14 protein-coding genes are annotated in these 16,562 nt (G+C 38.4%); 10 read left to right on the top strand and 4 right to left on the bottom strand.

What is annotated here, in order from left to right; translation table 11 throughout:
* Window positions 1-265: 265 nt before the first annotated feature.
* Window positions 266-715 (top strand): DUF494 family protein, encoded by a 450-nt coding sequence (locus FV185_RS05365; RefSeq protein ID WP_067494655.1) that lies wholly within the window; start codon window positions 266-268, stop codon window positions 713-715.
* A gap of 16 nt (window positions 716-731) precedes the next feature.
* Window positions 732-3,305, top strand: coding sequence for a type I DNA topoisomerase (gene topA / locus FV185_RS05360; protein ID WP_067494652.1), 2,574 nt, complete (start codon window positions 732-734; stop codon window positions 3,303-3,305).
* Between the two features lie 2 nt (window positions 3,306-3,307).
* Here topA and FV185_RS05355 read toward each other — a convergent pair whose 3' ends face one another.
* The 4 genes from FV185_RS05355 to dnaA form a co-directional block, all read right to left on the bottom strand.
* Window positions 3,308-4,180: a glycosyltransferase family 2 protein gene (locus tag FV185_RS05355; RefSeq protein ID WP_197457786.1), complete on the bottom strand. Its 873-nt coding sequence runs from the start codon at window positions 4,178-4,180 to the stop codon at window positions 3,308-3,310.
* Entirely contained in the window at window positions 4,170-6,569 is a 2,400-nt protein-coding gene (gyrB, locus tag FV185_RS05350) for a DNA topoisomerase (ATP-hydrolyzing) subunit B (RefSeq protein ID WP_269446645.1), read from the bottom strand. The genes FV185_RS05355 and gyrB overlap by 11 nt, the downstream gene beginning before the upstream one ends.
* Before the next feature lie 26 nt (window positions 6,570-6,595).
* Window positions 6,596-7,708 carry a DNA polymerase III subunit beta gene (gene dnaN / locus FV185_RS05345; protein WP_067494646.1) on the bottom strand — a complete coding sequence of 371 codons (1,113 nt, stop codon included), beginning with the start codon at window positions 7,706-7,708 and terminating at the stop codon, window positions 6,596-6,598.
* A gap of 212 nt (window positions 7,709-7,920) precedes the next feature.
* A complete protein-coding gene (gene dnaA / locus FV185_RS05340) occupies window positions 7,921-9,255 on the bottom strand; it encodes a chromosomal replication initiator protein DnaA (RefSeq protein WP_442856306.1) in 1,335 nt (444 codons plus the stop codon).
* A 178-nt stretch (window positions 9,256-9,433) separates the two neighbouring features.
* On the opposite strand from dnaA, the gene rpmH reads away from it, so the two are divergent.
* The 8 genes from rpmH (at window position 9,434) to FV185_RS09680 (ending at window position 16,548) form a co-directional block, all read left to right on the top strand.
* A complete protein-coding gene (rpmH, locus tag FV185_RS05335) occupies window positions 9,434-9,568 on the top strand; it encodes a 50S ribosomal protein L34 (protein WP_067494640.1) in 135 nt (44 codons plus the stop codon).
* Between the two features lie 17 nt (window positions 9,569-9,585).
* Entirely contained in the window at window positions 9,586-9,933 is a 348-nt protein-coding gene (gene rnpA, locus FV185_RS05330; protein WP_067494637.1) for a ribonuclease P protein component, read from the top strand.
* Window positions 9,909-10,118 carry a membrane protein insertion efficiency factor YidD gene (gene yidD, locus FV185_RS09425; protein WP_082787045.1) on the top strand — a complete coding sequence of 70 codons (210 nt, stop codon included), beginning with the start codon at window positions 9,909-9,911 and terminating at the stop codon, window positions 10,116-10,118. The genes rnpA and yidD overlap by 25 nt, the downstream gene beginning before the upstream one ends.
* 10 nt (window positions 10,119-10,128) lie before the next feature.
* Window positions 10,129-11,781 carry a membrane protein insertase YidC gene (yidC, locus tag FV185_RS05325; RefSeq protein WP_067494633.1) on the top strand — a complete coding sequence of 551 codons (1,653 nt, stop codon included), beginning with the start codon at window positions 10,129-10,131 and terminating at the stop codon, window positions 11,779-11,781.
* A complete protein-coding gene (gene mnmE, locus FV185_RS05320) occupies window positions 11,765-13,099 on the top strand; it encodes a tRNA uridine-5-carboxymethylaminomethyl(34) synthesis GTPase MnmE (protein WP_067494630.1) in 1,335 nt (444 codons plus the stop codon). Before yidC ends, mnmE begins: the two co-directional genes overlap by 17 nt.
* Window positions 13,100-13,246: 147 nt before the next feature.
* The gene (gene mnmG, locus FV185_RS05315; RefSeq protein ID WP_067494627.1) at window positions 13,247-15,148 is read left to right on the top strand and encodes a tRNA uridine-5-carboxymethylaminomethyl(34) synthesis enzyme MnmG; all 1,902 of its coding nucleotides are present in this window, start codon (window positions 13,247-13,249) and stop codon (window positions 15,146-15,148) included.
* A complete protein-coding gene (rsmG, locus tag FV185_RS09685; RefSeq protein ID WP_067494624.1) occupies window positions 15,148-15,768 on the top strand; it encodes a 16S rRNA (guanine(527)-N(7))-methyltransferase RsmG in 621 nt (206 codons plus the stop codon). Before mnmG ends, rsmG begins: the two co-directional genes overlap by 1 nt.
* A 6-nt stretch (window positions 15,769-15,774) precedes the next feature.
* On the top strand, window positions 15,775-16,548 hold the full coding sequence (locus FV185_RS09680) for a ParA family protein (protein ID WP_067494620.1): 774 nt from the start codon (window positions 15,775-15,777) through the stop codon (window positions 16,546-16,548).
* The last annotated feature ends 14 nt before the right edge of the window (window positions 16,549-16,562 follow it).

The raw sequence follows: 16,562 nt of genomic DNA, 5'->3' as shown, positions 1-16,562 counted from the left end.
AAGGGTAACTAATGATAAAATTTTGGAGAATAATAATCATTTTATAACAAACTATTCAACCTATTGATTTTAATAGAATAATTCTTTTATTTTCATTTATTTACGATTTATAGTTGTTTTTTTAAGGCAAAAATTTATTACCTCATGATAGGATAAAAACAGTAAAGCTGTTTAATAACCATTTATTTTTTGATTTTTTTAATAAAATCAATTAGTTGCGTTTACCGCTTCATTTTATTTACTTTAACGATAGGGCGGTTATAACATGGTTGATATATTGATTTTTGTATATGAGAATTTTTTTACGAGTGGTATTTACCCAAGTAATACCACTCTTCAAACCAGACTTTTCGCCGCTGGTTTTAATGAAAAAGAAGTTAACTTGGCTCTAGATTGGTTTGATCACTTAGATCAATTATCTAATCAATCTGGTAATAGTCAACCTAATGAAACTATTCGTTGTCTTCACGCACATGAACAAGAAAAGATCTCTGCTTCAGTGTGGGGATTTTTGTTATTTTTAGAACAAAACAGTATTATCTCTGCGATTCAGCGAGAATGGGTTCTCAGTAGTCTTATGTCACTAGATGTCAATGAAATTGATGTTGAACGCGTAAAATTAATTACATTAATGATTTTATGGCGCCAAGGACAATCTTCAGAGACGTTACTATTGGAAGAACTTCTTCACGAACATGAATTTTTACTCCATTAATTATTAGAATTTATCCGTGAGTACACAATTATTAATTGTCGAGTCGCCCTCGAAAGCAAAAACATTAAAAAAATATCTTGGCCCAGATTTTGAAATTTTGGCGTCCTACGGCCACGTGCGTGATTTAATACCGAAAACAGGTGCCGTGGATCCTGATCAACACTTTGCCATGAAATATCAATTGGTAGAGCGCAATGAAAAGCATCTTGATCAGATACTTAAAGCTGTAAAGAACGTTGATTCTGTCTTGCTTGCCACTGACCCGGATCGGGAAGGAGAGGCCATTGCTTGGCATTTGGCGGAAATCATTCGCTCTAAAAAAGGCTTAAATAATAAGCCCTTAAAACGCGTAGTATTTTATGAAATTACCCAAGGCGCTGTGAAACAAGCGGTAGCTAATCCTCGAGAAATATCAGAGTCTCTAGTCAATGCACAACAAGCAAGACGTGCATTGGACTATCTTGTTGGTTTTAATCTATCGCCTTTATTATGGAAAAAAATTCGCCGTGGTTTGTCAGCTGGGCGTGTACAAAGTCCTGCTTTACGTTTGATTGTTGAGCGTGAAAACGAGATTCGTGCTTTTACCAGCAAAGAATACTGGAGTATTCATCTTGACAGTCACAAAGATGGACAAAGTTTTAGCGCTAAACTCATTCAGTTTGCTGATAAAAAAATCAATAATCTTGATATAGATTCTGAAGTTAAACACAAAGAGATTATTGATCAACTAACTAGTAGTAATGGCAAAGTCAGTCGCGTTGAAAAGAAAAGAAAAAATAGACATCCAGCGCCTCCATTTACTACCTCTACATTACAACAAGAGGCTGTAAGAAAATTAGGTTTTACTACTGACCGCACCATGAAAGTTGCACAGCAACTTTATGAAGGTATCGATATTGGTAGTGGAGCTGTTGGATTAATCTCCTACATGAGAACTGATTCTGTGAATCTCTCTCAAGAGGCATTAAACGATATTCGTGGTCATATTAAAGAGCAATTTAACGCTGAGTATCTTCCTGAAAAACCCAACTTTTATGCCAATAAATCAAAAAACGCTCAGGAAGCCCATGAGGCAATTAGACCTACTTCGATTGCTCGTACACCTGCTAATGTTAGAGAACATTTAACACCTGATCAATTTAGACTATATGAAATGATTTGGAAACGCACCGTTGCCAGTCAAATGACACAAGCCCAATTTGATACGGTGAGTGTTGATATTTCTGTTAATGAGGGTAAAGCCCTATTTAGAGCCACAGGGCAAACACTTGTCTTCCCTGGGTTTATTGCTGTTTATCGCGAAGATTTAGATGAAGAAACACAAAACAATGCCGATGATGAAGCTCGTTTACCTGTGTTAGAAGAAGGTGAGATCGTTGCTATTGATCGAATTTGGGGTGACCAACACTTCACCCAACCCCCACCGCGTTATACAGAAGCAAGCTTAGTTAAGGCTTTGGAAGAATTTGGTATAGGTAGACCTTCCACCTATGCCAGTATTATTAGCACCTTAATTAATCGTGATTATGTGTTACTAGATAAAAAACGCTTTACCCCCACTGATGTCGGTGAGGTAGTGAATAAGTTTTTAACAGAACACTTCACGCGCTACGTGGATTACGACTTTACCGCAAAACTTGAAGATCAATTGGATTTGATTTCTGAAGGAAAGCTTGAGTGGCTTCCTGTCATGGATGAGTTTTGGCGTGATTTCTCTAAACAAATTGAAGATAAAAGCCAAGTTTCTCGCGCTGAAGTAACGCAAGAAGCGTTAGATGAACAATGTCCGCAATGTGGGGCACCTCTTGTTGTGCGTCTTGGTAAAAGAGGTAAATTCGTTGGCTGTAGCGCTTATCCGGAATGTAACTACACGCGCAACGTAGATAATGGTGTTAATTTATCTGAGCCAGTATTATTAGGTGAACACCCGGTTAAAAAACAATCTATTTATTTAATGAACGGGCCATACGGACCCTATGTTCAGTTAGGTGAAAGTTCTGAAGAGAATAAAAAACCAAAACGTGTTTCAATACCAAAAACCATTTCGTTAGAACAGTTTTCTATTGAACAAGGTATTCAGTTAATTGATTTACCTCGTGAACTGGGTTTACACCCTGAATCAAATAAGAAGGTAACTGTTAATATCGGTCGTTTCGGTCCCTACATTCAATATGACGGTGGCTTTAGATCAATACCCAGAGGGGATGATATTTTTTCCATCTCTCTCGAGCGTGCCCTAGAAATTCTTGCCCAACCCAAATCTCAGGGTCGTGGCGCACTCAAAAGCTTGGGTAATCATCCAGATGACAATGAGCCCATTGGTGTGTATAGCGGCCGCTATGGTCCGTATGTTAAACACGGTAAGGTGAATGCTACATTACCTTCAGGAACAGACCCTGAATCTGTAACACTAGAAGAAGCTATAGTACTGTTAGCGGAAAAAGCACTTAAACCTAGTTCTGCTAAGAAAAAAACTACAAAAAAAACAACTAAGGCAACGACAGCCAAGAAAACGACTACAAAAAAAACAACCACAAAGAAAGCCAGTACTAAGAAAGCCAGTACTAAAAAAATAAAAGCTAAAGAGTGAGATTAACCCACCAATAGTTTTAATTTACTTCTTAATATATCGTAGTAATAAAGTAAGCTTCTATCAGGTTCCCGCAGAACTATACCTTCTGCGGGCTGACCACGTCGTAAATAATGACGATCAAAAGTGGTTTGTGTAATTCCCCATTTTTTTAGAAATTGCTTTCTACCATCGTTTCTTACCACTTTGCCAGTGGATTTAGACATGAAATGGTAAACTCTACTTTGTCCCACACCAAGAAATATACGACATCCCGCTTGCCACATTTTCATAGAAAAATCATTGTCACTACTCATTCCAGGAGAAAATTCTTCACTGTAACCGCCAACCTTGTCCCACCACTGTCTATGTACTACGCAGGGCGGCCAAGTGGCACCGTACCAGTCTTTTTTATAATATTGAAGAGAGGTTTCAATGAGTTTCTTTTGATCTAAGGTTTCAGGAGATAAGCCACAATTGCTCACAATTACACAGGGATTTCTAGTTTCACGTGGTTCAATCATCGTTCCTGATAACATGAATGCGTTGGTATTAAGTTGTTTAATAACATTAAATAGCGCGCTATCCCAGTTAGGGCATACCACCATGTCGTCGTTTAGATAAACAATATAAGGAGCATTTGCTTGTTGAACGGCTATATTCAAAGCTCGACAAATACCAATATTCGTCTCTGAATAGGTAAACTTAAAGGATTGGTGTTTTAACCAGTCAACTGTCCCATCACTTCCTTCATTGACATGAATAACTATTTCATAAGGAATGGTAGTGTTCTGTTGAATGGCAGTGATACAGGATTGTAATAATGACAGGTTATTCCAAGTGGGGATAACTATAGAAAAAATAGTCTCCCCATTGTTTGATCCATTAGATGTCAAGATTGGTCACGCCCAAGGCATTGGATTCAATAAATTGACGACGCGGTTCAACTTCATCCCCCATTAAGGTTGTGAACACTTCATCTGCGCGTATCGCATCTTCAATTTGTACCCTAAATAGTCTTCTCACCTGCGGGTTCATGGTGGTTTCCCATAATTGCTCGGGATTCATCTCACCGAGACCTTTGTAGCGTTGAATTGATAAATTACGTCTTACATCAGCTAAGAGCCAATCAAGCGCTTCTTTAAAGGAATACACTTTAGCTGATTTTTCTCCACGAATAACCGTTGACTCTTGATTATTCATGCCAATTAAAAAATCACCTGTTTTTCTTAGTTGAGCGTAATCTCCACTATTTAGGAAATCTTGTTCTAAATAACTAATATGGTAGTTACCATGTGACAAACGAGTCATCATTAAACGCCATTTATTATGACGGTCGTCATAATTAACTGTTACCTCAACCCCTTTTGTGAGTAAAGTTTTGGATAACAATTGAGCGGCGTTTTTTGTACTGTCTTCAGTACTAAAATCTACAACTGGGTTAACCATTAAGGTTTCTAAAACCTCAGTGTCAATTACCCTTCCTAAACGAGTAATAATTGCTTGAGCCAATAAATACTCTCTAGCCACTTCCTCAAGAGCACTAGCGGTTAAACTTCCCTGAGGATGATTAATTGAAGCAGATTCAAGTGCTTGAGTGAGTAAATATTGGTTTAACTCTAACTCATCTTTTAAATATTGTTCTGATTTACCGTGTTTAACCTTATATAAAGGAGGTTGAGCAATATAAACATGTCCGCGTTCAACCAACTCGGGCATCTGACGATAAAAGAAAGTCAATAATAAAGTACGAATATGTGATCCATCCACATCCGCGTCAGTCATGATAATAATGCGATGATAGCGAAGTTTTTCAGGATTATATTCATCCTTACCAATTCCTGTACCCATCGCAGTAATAAGAGTCACAATCTCTTGCGAAGAAATCAACTTATCAAAACGTGCACGTTCAACATTCAAGATTTTTCCTTTTAAAGGTAAAATCGCTTGAAATTTTCGATCACGTCCTTGTTTTGCAGATCCTCCTGCGGAGTCTCCCTCTACCAAGTAGAGTTCACATAATGCCGGATCTTTCTCCTGACAATCTGCCAGTTTTCCTGGTAAACCCAATCCATCTAGCGCCCCTTTTCTGCGTGTCATCTCTCGCGCTTTTCTGGCTGCTTCACGGGCACGTGCTGCATCAATTATTTTACTTACAATAATTTTTGCTTCATTGGGATTTTCGAGAAGGTATTCTGATAGTTTTTGAGCAACCACCTCTTCAACAACCGGCCTTACTTCAGAAGAAACTAGTTTTTCTTTAGTTTGTGAAGAAAATTTAGGATCAGGCACTTTTACAGAGAGAACACACATTAATCCTTCACGCATGTCATCGCCTGTGGTTTCTATTTTTGCCTTTTTAGCAAGTTCATTATCTTCAATATATTGATTTAATGTACGGGTCATTGCTGCTCTTAGAGCAGTCAGATGCGTGCCCCCATCTCGTTGAGGGATATTATTGGTAAAACATAAAACAGATTCTTGATAAGAATCATTCCATTGCATAGCCACTTCTACACCAATCCCTTCTTTTTCTCCTTGAGCATGAAAGATGGAAGGGTGTAATACCGTTTTATTTCTATTTAAATAATCAACAAATCCTTTCACGCCACCAGAGAAAGAAAAGTTTTCTGTAGTTCCTGTACGGTGATCTGTTAATACAATACTAACGCCATTATTTAAAAAGGACAGTTCTCTTAATCTTTTCGCTAAAATATCGTAATGAAATTCAATTAAACCAAACGTTTCTACGCTTGGCATGAAATGAACCTCTGTTCCCCGATCTTTTGTCTCACCAATAACATCAAGTGGTGCCACAGCGTCACCATCTTTGAACATCATTTGATGGACTTTTCCATCACGTCTAATAGTAAGTTTTAACCAAGTAGACAGGGCGTTAACAACAGATACCCCCACACCATGAAGACCACCGGAAATTTTATAGCTGTTTCCATCAAACTTACCACCCGCATGAAGAACCGTCATAATTACCTCAGCGGCAGAACGACCTTCTTCAGGATGAATATCTGTTGGGATTCCGCGCCCATTGTCAGAAACGCTAATGGAATTATCCAAGTGGATGGCTACATTTATTTCATTACAGTAACCTGCTAGCGCCTCATCAATGGCATTATCCACTACCTCAAATACCATGTGATGTAAGCCCGTTCCATCATTGGTATCGCCAATATACATGCCAGGTCTTTTTCTTACTGCTTCAAGACCTTTCAATACCTTAATATTCTCTGATGTATATGTTTCAGGGATTTTTTTATCTGATTCCACTCTTATAGACCTTAATAAATTTTGACTTAGATTCTCATTGGCATGACCACATACTTAAATTGGTCACCTTGACTTGGGTCAGTAATTAACATGCTGCTATTTGCATCTCCAAACGAACAAGTCACTTTATCATGGGTTAAATGATTCAACACATCTAACAAATAAGAGATGTTAAAACCGATATCTAATGCCTCTTGTTGATAATCAATATCGATTTCTTCTTGCGCTTCTTCCTGTTCATTATTTGTACATACAATGGCTAAACAATTTTTTGAAAGTAATAATCTAACGCCACGTATTTTTTCGTTAGATAAAATAGATGCTCTTTGAAGAGATTGCAGTAAATCAACTCTATCGAGAGAAATGTGTTTTGCATAATTAACTGGTATTACACGTGTGTAATCAGGGAATTTACCATCAATCACTTTGGAAACCAGTTCTATATCAGCAAATTCAAAAACAACCTGATTTTCTCTTAAGGTCATTTTTACCAAATCATCTGTTACTGATAACAGTTTTATTAACTCAGAAACCGTTTTTCTAGGAAGAATCAATTCAATTTTGTCATGGTGTTCAGAAATTTTTTCTGTGGCATAACTTAACCGGTGGCCATCTGTTGCTACAACTGTTAATTGATTTTCGTTTACAGAAATTAATGTACCGTTTAAATAATAACGTACATCTTGCATAGCCATAGCAAATTGAACTTTTTCCAACAATCCTTTTAATAACTTTTGCGATAAGGTAATGACTTTACCTGGCTCATTAACAACGCTAACTTGTGGAAAGTCACCACCAGGTAAAGTTTGTAAGCTAAAACGTCCTTTACCAGAACGAACTGTTAATCGATTGTCTTTTGCCTCAAAGGTAATTACTGATTCAACTGGAAAGCTTTTTAAAATATCGTAGAGTTTTCTAGCTGATAACGTTAAAGAGGATTTTTCTATTACTTGCTCTGTTAAGGTCGATTTAGTTTTAACTTGAACTTCTAAATCGGTTGCGGTCATGTATAAATTGGTCCCTTCTGTCTCAATTAATACATTAGACAAAATGGGGAGGGTATGTCGTCTCTCAACAATACCAATTACAGATTGTAGAGGTTCTAATATTCTGTCACGTTGACTTCTAATAATAATCATTAATATACCTTAGTTAGTAATTAATAGGAGATGTAACTTTTAGTGGATAACCTATAAAAATACTTTTAAAACATTATTTTACGTTATTTAAAATCTTTGGGATAACTTAATTATTTCATGATGATATTTTGTGGATAAGTTAAAAAAAACCAAAAAATATCATTTTATTCACATTCTATTCACTTTTTATACCGTACTTATCCCTAGAGTTATTAACTACTCAAAATTTGCTGTAATGCTTGATAATCACGTTGAATAGTTTGGTCACTTGTACATAATTCCTGCATTTTTCTACACGCATGAAGCACTGTTGTATGATCTCTTCCTCCGAAAGCTTCGCCAATATCAGGTAAGCTAAGTGAAGTAATATCCTTAGCTAAAGCCATCGCCATTTGTCTTGGTCTTGCTAGAGAACGTGTTCTTTTTTTAGAAAACATGTCAGCAACTTTAATTTTGTAATAATCGGCTACTGTTTTTTGAATGTTTTCTACTGATATTTGCCTATGTTTGAGTGCCAGTAGGTCTTTTAATGCTTCTTTGGCTGATTGTAATGTAATGGGTTCATTTTTAAAGCCGGAATAAGCCTGTACACGCTTTAAAGCACCTTCTAATTCTCTAACATGAGAGCGGATATGTTTGGCTATAAAAAAAGCCACATCTTCATTAAGCTCAATATGTTGTTGTTTTGCTTTATTAATTAGAATTGCGACACGCATTTCTAATTCAGGCGCTTCAACTGCTACAGTTAACCCCCAACCAAAGCGTGAAATTAACCGCTCTTCCATACCAACAATTTCTCTAGGGAAACTATCGCAAGCAATAATAACTTGTTTATGAGACTCTACCAGGGCATTAAAAGCAAAAAAGAATTCTTCTTGAGTTCTGGTTTTGCCACCAAAAAATTGAATATCATCTACCATTAATACATCCAGTGAATGATATTCTTTTTTAAATGCATCAAACGATTTATGTTGATAGGTTCTCACTACATCTGAAACATATTTTTCCGCATGCACATATTTAACACGCGCTTGCGGATTTCTCAGCAGTACTTCATTACCTATTGCTTGAATTAAGTGTGTTTTACCTAATCCAACACCACCATAGATAAATAAAGGGTTATAAGCCTGTCCTGGGTTTTCTGCTACTTGAATGGCAGCTGCACGTGCTAATTGGTTAGCTTTACCAGCAATAAAGTTATCAAATGTAAATTGCGGATTTAATTTGCTTGGGTAGGGTGTGCTAATCGGTTCTTTTACCGCAGCATCATTATTATCCGTGTTGGTTTTAATAATAGGTTTGGGTTCAAGACGTTGAGTGATAAGCACAACCTCATTAAATCCTTCTTTTTTAGCCAACTCTTCAATTTTTACCAAAAATCTATCTTTAATCCATTGCAGTACGAAACGATTATTAGCAACAATTATTAATTGTTCATTGGTTTCTTCTACACGCAAGGGTTCAATCCATGTTGCAAATTGTTGCTCAGGAATTTCTTGGCGAAATTGATTTTTTACTTGTTCCCAGAAAGACATTATATTATTGATTATATTGGTTATTTATTATATTTTTAGGAGAATTAACTTAATTCTAAACGAGTAGTTTACTCCTTTCAATTAAAGTTATCCACCGATATATTTTTACCTTGTGGATATATTTATCTTGACTAAAACCTAAATTTACGGTTTAATCGCGGGTTCTCTAATTAGTTTTGTGAGTTTTATCATGAAGCGTACATACCAACCTTCGGTTACCAAACGCAAACGTACACACGGTTTTCGTGTTCGCATGAAAACACGTGGTGGTCGTGCTGTTATAAATGCACGTCGTTCACGTGGACGTTCCCGTTTAGCTGTTTAACGGATGAATTGACTATCATGGCCAACGAAAAATCTTTCGTCGGCTGTGATTTCAATGCTGTTCTTGCTCGTCGTTGTGGCAAAAGAGGTAAACTATTTCGTTTGTTTGCTTTACCTAACGGACTTGACTATGGTCGTTTTGGACAAACAGTTGCTAAAAAAATATGTCCTAAAGCTGTTTCTAGAAATTATATGAAGCGTGTTACTCGACAGCTGTTTAGAAAACATGCGTCAGATCTGATGGGATTAGATGTGGTGTTAATGCACCAAACTCCCTTTACTTCTTTTACTTATAACGATGTGGCTTTAGAGTTTGAATACTTAGTAAAAGCTATTCAATCATGTCGCGACTTATCCAGTATTTAATCCGCTTTTACCAATGGACTATTAGTCCTTTTTTGGGAAGATCATGCCGATTTGAACCCAGTTGTTCACAATTCGCCTATGAGGCGCTTGAACGTCATGGTATGATCAAGGGCGGTTTTTTATCAATTAAACGTGTTTGCCGATGCCATCCATGGCACCCCGGCGGATATGACCCTGTTCCTTGAGAGAAAATTCATGCCAATGCAACGAATGATTCCTTTATTAATTTTTATTTTTTCAAGCTTTATGCTGTGGAATGCTTGGCAGCAAGAACATGCGCCAAAGCAAACTACTTCAGCACAAATTCAGCAAAAGAACACGGTTACTTCTACAGTTCCTGCAAGTAATACGGTTCCTGCTAACAATCAATCAGCTGGTGTGACGCAGCTTAATACGCTTAACTTAACTAATATGAAACAAGGTGAAAGAGTTAAAGTTAGCACAGACCTGTTTCAAGCTGAATTTGATACTGTAGGCGGGGATCTAAGACGTTTGAAATTGTTAAAGCAACTCACAACAGGGGATGATCCTGGTAAGCCCCTTGAGTTATTTAATGACGTTGGCACCATCCCGTACGTTGTTCAAACTGGGTTGATTGGTAATGATTTACCTAATCACACGTCAACTTTTGTCCCTAGCACCACTTCAGCTACCTTAGAACCAGGTCAAAATAGCCTATCCATTTCATTTAAATCGGTGGTTCCCAATAAAGTTGAGTTAATAAAAACCTATACTTTTACTCGTGGTTCTTATTTGATTTCCTTAAATACAACTATTCATAATTTAGAAAACCAATCGTTAAATGTCGATAGTTATTTCCAGTTTTTAAGGGCATCTACTTCACCACCGGGTGATCCAAGATTTGTAAGTACTTACACTGGTCCCGCTTTTTATACTGATACCACCAAGTTTGATAAGGTTAGTTTTAAAGATATTGATAAAGGCACCCATGATTACCCAGGGCAGGCTAATAATGGTTGGGTTGCTATGATTCAACATTATTTTATTTCTGCTTGGTTACCAAGTAATGGTGTTCAAAGAGAGTTTTATGCAAGAAAAGTAGGGAATGATTTATATACTGCGGGACTTATTATTCCAGTTAAAAATATTGCTGCGGGAAGTACCTCTTCAATTAATGTTCCTCTCTACGCAGGACCACAGGAAGGGGAAAAACTAAAAGCCTTGGCTCCCGGTTTGCAATTGACTATTGATTATGGTCGTTTAACGATTATTGCTACGCCAATTTTTTATGTGTTGAATTTGATTCACTCATGGGTAAACAATTGGGGGGTAGCAATTATTCTTTTAACTGTCTTGATTAAGCTTATATTTTTCCCTCTCTCTGCCGCAAGTTACAAGTCTATGGCTAGGATGAGAACATTACAGCCCAAAATGACTCGTTTAAAAGAACAGTATGGTGATGATAAAGCAAGACTAAACCAAGCCATGATGGAGTTATATCGTACTGAAAAAATTAACCCATTAGGCGGATGTTTGCCGATGGTGGTACAAATTCCAGTATTTATTTCTCTTTACTGGGTGCTGTTAGAAACAGTTGAACTTCGTAATGCTCCTTTTATAGGCTGGATTCATGACTTGTCAGCGAAGGATCCCTTTTACATTCTTCCATTAATCATGACTGCCTCTATGTTTATTCAACAAAGAATGAGTCCAAAACCACCTGATCCTGTTCAGGCGAAAGTCATGATGTTTATGCCTTTAATGTTTAGCTTTATGTTTTTCTTCTTCCCATCAGGTTTGGTCCTGTATTGGGTTGTAAATAATATTTTGTCTATTGCACAGCAATGGCAAATTACTAGAATGATTGGAGATGGCAATAAAAAATGATGTAATTGTTGCTATCGCTACCGCCCCAGGGCCATCAGGCGTTGGGGTGGTACGTCTCTCGGGTTTTAGCCTTCATTCTTTTGTCCAACATATCCTTCAAATAGAGTCACTATCGCCAAGAAAAGCCGAGTTATGCTGGTTTTATGATATCCATCGAGAACCCGTAGATCGGGGTTTGGCTTTGTGGTTTTCTGCGCCCCACTCTTATACAGGAGAAGAGGTATTAGAGTTACATTCTCATGGCAGTATGGTGGTGTTAAGTGCTCTTGTGGCAACCTGCCAGTCTTTGGGTGCCAGACTTGCTGAACCGGGTGAGTTTACACAGCGCGCTTTTTTCAATGGAAAACTAGACTTGACTCAAGCTGAGGCTGTGATTGATTTGATTCATGCAGACAGCCAAGCGAGCGCAAAAGGAGCTATTCGTTCCTTAAGCGGAGTTTTCTCAAGAAAAGTTCAAGAGATAAGAAACTCGTTAATTGAGTTACGTATGTTCGTTGAAGGAAGTATAGACTTCTCAGATGAGGGATACGATTTTCTTGCTAGTATCCCTAAGCAATTAACCCAGACATTTATTGCCGATCAATTAATACAACTAATTAAAGAAGCACAAGATACATTGGTTTTTAATCAAGGCAGGCAGGTTGTATTGATTGGAGCGCCTAATGTGGGCAAGTCAAGTATCTTAAATGCGTTAAGTCAAGAAGACTTGGCTATAGTGACTGATATACCAGGCACTACAAGAGACTCAATCAAGCATCAAATAATTATACAAGGTATCTCTTTTCACGTAATAGATACAGCGGGGTTAAGAGAAACATCAGATGTGGTTGAGAAAGTCGGTATAGAAAAAACCTGGCAGGCAATCGAAAAGGCTGATATGGCTTTGGTTGTTTTTGATATTCAACAGGGTCTCACTGAAGCTGATCAACAGTTAATTAACAAACTCCCCTCAAGCCTACCCATTATTAAAGTAGCCAACAAAGTTGACTTAATTCACTTCAACGAAAAATCTCCTATAGATGAATGGGTGACTGTTTCAGCAAAAACGGGTAGCGGTTTTGATACGCTCAAAAATAAGCTTATAGAATTAAGCGGGACAAAAGTTAATTTCGTTCCCCCATTTCTCGCACGTGAGCGACATATTGCAGAATTAGAAAACTGCTTAAAGCATGTTGCATTGTCCGAACAAGTTGTTGAAATAGAGTTTATCGCAGAGGAGCTGCGCCTTGCCCAGCAGGCATTAAATGCGGTCACTGGAGAATTCACTGCTGACGACTTGCTCGGTGAGGTGTTTTCAAAGTTTTGTATTGGTAAATAATGTTTCACGTGAAACAAGCTGGTTTTACAGTTTGGTCATTTCAATTATATTTTAGGTTAATGTTCCACGTGAAACCAAAAAGTGTATTTTTTCTTTCTTTGCGGTATCATAACAGGCCCTATTAAAGCCTTATTTGTCGATTAAATAATGAATTATCCGGAACGCTTTGATGTAATTGTAATTGGTGGTGGTCACGCTGGTACGGAAGCGGCCTTGGCGTCAGCTCGTTCCGGGGCAAAGACTCTGCTGTTAACCCATAACTTGGATACCCTTGGCCAAATGTCTTGTAATCCCTCCATTGGTGGGATAGGGAAGGGGCATTTGGTTAAAGAAATTGATGCGCTTGGTGGCGCTATGGCGTTGGCAGCGGATGAGGCGGGTATACATTTTCGAATCTTAAATGCACGTAAAGGACCTGCGGTTCAGGCTACACGTGCGCAGGCTGATCGTGTTTTATATAGAAAGGCGATACGCCAACGCTTAGAAAATCAAAAAAACCTCTTTATTTTTCAGCAGGGCGTAGATGATGTTTTGGTTGAAAACGGCTCTGTAGCAGGCGTAGTAACCCAGGTTGGCATTCGTTTTTCCGCGTCTTCAGTTGTGTTAACCGCAGGAACATTCTTAGCTGGTTTAATGCATGTTGGTCTTCAACAAAACCAGGGTGGAAGAGCTGGTGATCCCCCTGCTGTTACTTTGGCTCATCGTTTACGTGAATTAGGTCTACCTGTTGGTCGGTTAAAAACAGGCACGCCACCGCGTATTGATGGTAAAACTATCGATTACACGAAACTTACTCCTCAGCATGGCGATAACCCCGTCCCAGTTTTTTCATTTATGGGTAGTAGTGAGAGTCATCCTATGCAGATTCCATGCTGGATAACCCATACTACTGAAAAAACTCATGACATTATTCGCTCTGGGTTGGATCGTTCACCTCTTTTTACTGGGGTGATTGAGGGGGTAGGACCTCGTTATTGTCCTTCAATTGAAGATAAAATCCATCGTTTTGCCGATAAAAGCTCACACCAAATCTTTTTGGAGCCTGAGGGGTTAAGTACGCATGAAGTATATCCTAATGGTATTTCAACCAGTTTACCGTTTGATGTTCAGTGGGATTTAGTGCGCTCTATTCCTGGTCTTGAAAATGCCCATCTACTTCGGCCAGGTTATGCCATTGAATACGACTATTACGATCCACGTGCTTTAAAGCATTCACTTGAGTCTAAACATATACATGGCTTGTTTTTTGCTGGACAAATTAATGGTACAACCGGCTATGAAGAAGCGGCGGCACAAGGGCTTTTGGCAGGAATTAATGCGGCTCGATTTAGTCGTGGTGAAATGGCTTGGGTTCCAGGGCGCGATGAGGCCTATTTGGGTGTGCTAGTGGATGATTTGGTTACTCAGGGAGTAACTGAGCCCTATCGTATGTTTACGAGCAGAGCCGAGTATCGTTTGCAGCTACGTGAAGACAATGCGGATTTCAGATTAACTGAGATAGGTCGTGATTTAGGTTTGATTGATGAGGAAAGATGGCGAAGTTATAGTGACAAAAAAGAGGCCGTCGAAACGGAAATTGAGCGTCTAAGATCCACATGGGTACACGCTAGAAATATCGATAGACAACGTGCTGAAGTGTTGTTTGGTCAGCCATTGGAGCGCGATTACACGGCCCATGATTTACTTAAACGACCTGGTGTCACCTATGACAATTTAATACAGTTGGAAGAAGTTGCTTTAACCACTAATTTACCCCAAGACGTAAGCCGGCAAGTTGAAATAGGTGTTAAATATCAAGGCTATATTGCTCGCCAGCTAACTGAAGTGGAAAGATTAAAGCAATTTGAGCGTGTACTCATACCCGAGCAGTTTGATTATAAAATAGTGAAAGGTTTATCTCGTGAAGTAGAGCAAAAGTTAATGCTTCATCGTCCTGAAACCTTGGGACAGGCTAGTCGTATTAGTGGCGTTACTCCTGCTGCAATCACTTTACTTATGGTTTATTTGAAAAACTATCAGGCAGGTAGCCAAGCAATAGGGCAAATTTAATGACGCACAATTTAGAAGAAGGATTGGCTTCGCTCGGCATAACTGTTTCAACCAATCAAATAGCTCAATTAAATGCTTATTTGGACTTATTAGAAAAATGGAATCGCACTATTAATTTAACAGCGGTTCGTGATCGTAACCAAATGATTTTATTGCATTTATTGGATTCGTTGTCAGTTAACAATGTGCTGGTGTCAGCGCAAGTTACCGCTCTTTTAGATGTGGGCTCAGGTGCAGGTTTGCCTGCCATCCCTCTGCAAATAGTTAATCCTCAATGGCAGGTAAGTGCAGTGGAATCCAATCAAAAAAAATGCGCTTTTTTAAGACAAGCAAAACTTGAATTGTCATTGGACAGTTTTTCAGTGCTTAATGAGCGTGTGGAGCAGGTTGAAGGGCTTCGTTTTCCATGCATCATTTCCCGCGCTTTTTCTGATTTGACCGACTTTGTTGAGAGAACTAAGCATTTGTTAACTGAAAATGGTTTTTGGGTAGCCATGAAAGGTGTGGTTCCTTATGAGGAAATGGAAAAACTACAAAAAAATTATGTTTTTTCCGTGGATTCTTTGACGGTTCCGGGTTTAAATGCTCAACGTCATGCTTTGATTATTAAGAACAGGTGATTCAGAATGCACGTGTTAGCCATTACCAATCAGAAAGGTGGAGTAGGAAAAACCACAACTGCAGTCAATGTGGCTGCAGCTTTAACCAAACTTAAGCAACGTGTACTACTCGTTGATCTTGATCCACAAGGGAACGCTACAACAGGAAGCGGCCTTGATAAAAGTAACTTATCTAACAGTATTTATGATGTGTTATTAGATCCGCAGTTAGCACAAGGAGATATTTTTTCTCTGTCACAAGCTGGCTACCATGTTTTACCGGCAAACCGCAATTTAGCTGGGGCTGAAGTGGAGTTGGTGGACGGAGAAAAGCGTGAGTATCGCCTTAAAGAGGCGCTAGCAATTTGTAGTGATCGTTATGATATTGTATTAATAGATTGCCCACCTACACTTAATTTGTTGACTATCAACGGATTAGCAGCCGCCACAAAAGTAATTATCCCGATGCAGTGTGAGTATTATGCATTAGAAGGATTGTCTGATTTAGTGCAAACTGTGCGCCAAGTACGTGGACATTTAAATCCACATTTAGAAATTGAAGGCATTGTGCGTACCTTACTTGATCCAAGAAACGCGTTAGCACAACAGGTATCTGAACAATTACAAAAACATTTTGGCGATAAGGTGTACAACACGCCTATTCCCAGAAATGTTCGACTGGCAGAAGCACCAAGCCATGGTTTAAGTGCCATTGAGTATGATGCTTCCTCAAAAGGTGCCAAAGCCTATATACAGTTAACACAAGAAATTTTGCAACGATTAACTCAAGTAAAAAATTAAAAAAGAGAGAATAA

The sequence above is a fragment of the Ferrovum sp. PN-J185 genome (assembly GCF_001581925.1).
GTDB lineage: Bacteria > Pseudomonadota > Gammaproteobacteria > Burkholderiales > Ferrovaceae > PN-J185.
This window is presented reverse-complemented; position numbering and strand designations above follow the sequence as displayed.